Below are 4,024 nucleotides of genomic sequence, written 5' to 3' on the forward strand. Positions count from 1 at the left end.
GAACCACTGGCTCCCTCAGCCGTCACTTTCAAGGTAGTTTTCACGCCTTTCCCATCCGGGTCGGTGACCTTGATAATCAACTCCCCATTCTCATTTGTATGACCCGTATATTTACCTGCCTGAGCTAGGGACAGAACCCCGTTCCCTTTCTGTGCTTCCAGTTTTGCCGTCGGTGTTTCAGTTTTATTCTGACGGTTGACGGCTGACAGATTGAGGGTGACCGGTACTCCTCCAATGGGTTTGCCATCCTTTTGAGTTTTGATCGTGAGCGTTATCGGCTCGGGTTTGTTTTCAACCAGATCGATTTTGGCTTTGGCCTTGGTTTTGTCTACATTGACGGTAAATGCATCCGCAATGCCTTTGACCGTCCCATCCGGGTTAGCCCCCACCGCGCTGACAAAACCTTTGGTTGTTGCGTTCAGCAAGTTACCCGGCTTCAATTTACCATTCTGCCCCTGTATAGATAATGCAATGATTTTACCAGCGTGTTCCGCTGTTAATGGGAATGGCGGAACCTTATGCGGTTGAGAGTGAATCTTCTGATCTTTAGCTACGGTATGGCCTGCCTTATCCAGTTGACTCTCTGTGGTGATCGCTTCATTCAGGGTAAACGCTCCCCACAAGTACAGGGTCTTGTCTTCTATGTCCCCGTTATCCGATTCAAAACGATAAGTTGCCCCCAACTCTTTCCCTTTCCCATCAGAGCCGTCTGTTAAGACTAACTTCAAATCTGATATCTTTGGCCCTTTGCTGGGGTCAATCACCCGGCCGTGCCCGTCACTGCCCCCCGTTAAGTCACTATTCCCGTTACCGATATTGGGTCCCTGGTTTGAATTCACCGTCAATAGTTCACCCGCCGTTTTACCGTTTTGCATTTTCGGTTGCAGCCTGATTTCGATATAGTGGTTAATATCCTCTTGAGTCAGTGTATAAGGTGCTATCTCACCACTCTTGGTGACCACGCCCCCCGTTATTCTAGTCGCCTTGCTTTCGTCGGGTACATCATGCTTATCTTCCGACTCATAACCCACCCGATACCAACTGTATTCAGAATAATCTTTCGGATCACCGTTATTGGCATCAAAGGCATAGCTGGCCGTCAACGTCTCACCAGCCACCAGACTCCCCGCCAATATCAGGTTAGACACGATGGGTTTCGCATCCGGATCGACAATCGTACCGGTGGGTTTGCCATCTTTATCCTGACCGCCGCCGCTGAACTTGTTCCTTGGATCACCCGGAGCCGTGCTCACGCTATCAATGCCGTCGGGGTTCTTATGCCCGGCACCATTGACCGGCAGAATGGAAACCACAATCACCTTGCCGGCGATTTTGCTGGCATCTTCTTTTGCTAATGTGACACTGGCCTGTCCGTTCTTGCTTCCCTGACTGGGATTCGCAATCTCTTTCCAGTCAGTGTCAGTGGGGCTTTCTCCTGCCACTGTCCAGGCTGTGCGTGATTTATCCCTGTTATCCCCGCCATTCGGGTCAAACTGATAACTGGCCGTCAAGGTGGTCGGCAGCGTCAACTCACCGGTCAGTTCAACGATTTTCACCAGCGGGTTAGCCTGCGGATCGGCCACGCCTCCCTTGCCATTGCCGCCGACCAGGCCCTTATTGGCATTCGGATCGGTGATATCGACGGTCACCGGCGTCTTGGCACGCAGGTTGGCGTCGTTGGCCGCCAGTACCGACACTTCCAGCACTTTGCCGATATCACTGCCTTGAATAGTGTACTTCACCGTACCCGATTCCCCAGACGCCACCCGGCCTTCGCCGTTTTTCTGCTCCAGTTCCAGCGGTTCTTTCACCCCCGCCTCCTTCGCCAATGCTTCCACCCGTTCCGCCGTGCGGCCTTTCTCCCCCCAGGCATAGATCGAACGGTCCGTGGTGTTGCCGTCTTTGGCCGCAAACTGATAGGTGGCCGTCAGGGTTTTACCGACATGCAGGGTGCCATTCAGTTGCAGGTTGCTGACCGCCGGTGCCTTGTTCTCATCAAACTCAATCACGGTTTCCTGTTTATTGTCCGTGCCCTCCACAGCCGTGGTCAGCGTCCAGTCGCCGGTTTTCAGCCCGGCGGTGACCACCACTTCATACACCCCGTCGCCGATTTCTTGGACCTCACCGATCTGCGGATCTTTCCCGTCTCCCTTCAATTGCCCCGCTGCCGTGACCTTGATGCTGTCTTTGGCTCCAGTGATCGGCTTGCCCCGTTTATCGTTCAGTTTCACCCGCAAGGTTTTGGTGGACTTGCCATCAGCGGCCAGCGCGTTGCTGCCATCCTCCGGTTCAACCGCCGGGCTGTCAGTCGACAGGATCTCCGCCAGTGTCTGGCCGAAGTCAATGGTGGCCGCGTTTTTCAGCTTTTTGCCGAACACTTCCGGTGTCAGCGTCCACTGGCCTTTTTTCGATCCGGCGGTGACCGGCACTTCATACAGACCGCTGCCCGGCGGCACTTCTTTGGCCTTGCCGTAGGTCGGCATCGTCCCGTCCTTGCCGTACAGCCCGTCGTTATTCGGGATCAGGTTGATGCTGTTTTCCGCCCCGGTGATGGGGTGACCATTGATGTCTTTCAGCGTCAGCTTAATCACCGTGGTATCCCCCGCATTGGGCAGCTTGCCATTGTCCGGGATAAACTCGGATTTATTCGGGTCAACCAATCCGGCCCTGGAGCTGCCAAAGGTGATGTCCGTCGGGGTATCGAGCGGCCGGCCCTCAATTTTGGTGATGATTTTCCACTGACCGGTTTTATCGCCGGCTTTCACCTTCACCTTGTAAATCCCGCTGTTTTCCGGTTCTTCCCACACCTTATCAATGGTCGGCGGGTTCTTGCCGTCGCCGGCCAGCGTCGCGCCGTTGTCCTCAAACGTGATGCTGTCTTTCGCATTCGGGATTGGTTTGCCGTCCTTGTCTTTCAGGTGCAGCGTCAGGATGGTGCTGTCCTCGTTGTCAGCGGCCAGAATGTTGGTGGCCGGGGTAAACTGCGACCCTTTCGTATCCACAATCTCCGTCAGTGCTTTGCCAAACGTCACGGTGGTCGGTTTCAGCTCTTTGCCGTCCACGATGGGCGTGATCGTCCAGTTGCCTTTTTTCTCACCGGCCGTGACTTTGGCTTTATAAATTCCGCTGCCGGCCGGATCTTCCCGCACACCACCCAGGGTCGGATAAGGCGGCGGGCCGTACAGTTCGCTTTTATCGTCGGTCAGGGTGATTTTATCCGCCGCGCCGGTGATCGGGTTGCCGTCCTTGTCTTTCAGGGTCAGGATAATTTCGGTGCTGTCCCCGGGCTTGCCCAGCGTGCTGTTTTCCGGCTTAAACCCGGTCTTGTCCGTGTCGATCATGTTGGCCAGCGAATCCCCGAAATCGATGACCGTCGGGGGCAGTTGATGCCCGTCAATGTCCGGCGTAATTTTCCATTTGCCGTGCTTGGTGCCTGCGGTGGCGGTGACTTCATAAATGCCGCTGCCGGCCGGCACTTCTTTGATCTCCGTCCCCAGCACCGGGTCTTTGCCGTCCCCGGTCAGTTTCGATTTATCCTCGGTCAGTTTGATACTGTTGGCCGCGCCGGTGACCGGCTTGCCGTCCTTGTCGGTCAGTTTCAGCCGGATCACGGTCTGGGTTTTGCCGTCCGCCACCATCGACTTGTTGCTTGGTTCAAAGCCGGAACCGGCCGGATTGACGGCGGAAGACGTCACCTGTATCCGGGCCTCCACCCGCTCGGAGGCATTGCCCTGCATGTCATAGGCGACGCCGGACAGGGGGTAGATGTTATCGCCCTGCGCCCGGAACGGCGGCAGGGTCAGCCGGTAATGGGTGCCGCCGGCCGGGCTGTTTTCTGCCGGTGTCGGGGCGCCCGCGCTGTCCAGCCTGCCGCCGCCCGCCACCAGCGCGGCGGTATCCCAGACAATCTCTTTCAGGCCATATTTGGCGCTGACATTGACATTCAGCGGCACAATCGCGCCACCGCGCCCGCTGATCTGCTCTTCCATCATCAGGCGGATCAGCATTTTCTTGCGGTATTCCA

Annotated in this window: 2 protein-coding genes and 1 pseudogene; all 3 read right to left on the minus strand. The window is 56.1% G+C overall.

Annotated features, from left to right (window positions below; genetic code table 11):
• A partial coding sequence (locus Xbed_RS18095) for an invasin domain 3-containing protein (RefSeq protein ID WP_279625547.1) occupies window positions 1-3,341 on the minus strand: 3,341 nt, incomplete at its 3' end.
• A 102-nt stretch (window positions 3,342-3,443) separates the two neighbouring features.
• Window positions 3,444-3,737: pseudogene (locus Xbed_RS20790) on the minus strand (Ig-like domain-containing protein); the annotation flags it as partial.
• 31 nt (window positions 3,738-3,768) lie between these two features.
• On the minus strand, window positions 3,769-4,024 hold a 256-nt coding region (locus Xbed_RS20370; RefSeq protein WP_244182551.1), incomplete at its 5' end, for a hypothetical protein.

This window comes from Xenorhabdus beddingii (assembly GCF_002127545.1).
Lineage (GTDB): Bacteria > Pseudomonadota > Gammaproteobacteria > Enterobacterales > Enterobacteriaceae > Xenorhabdus > Xenorhabdus beddingii.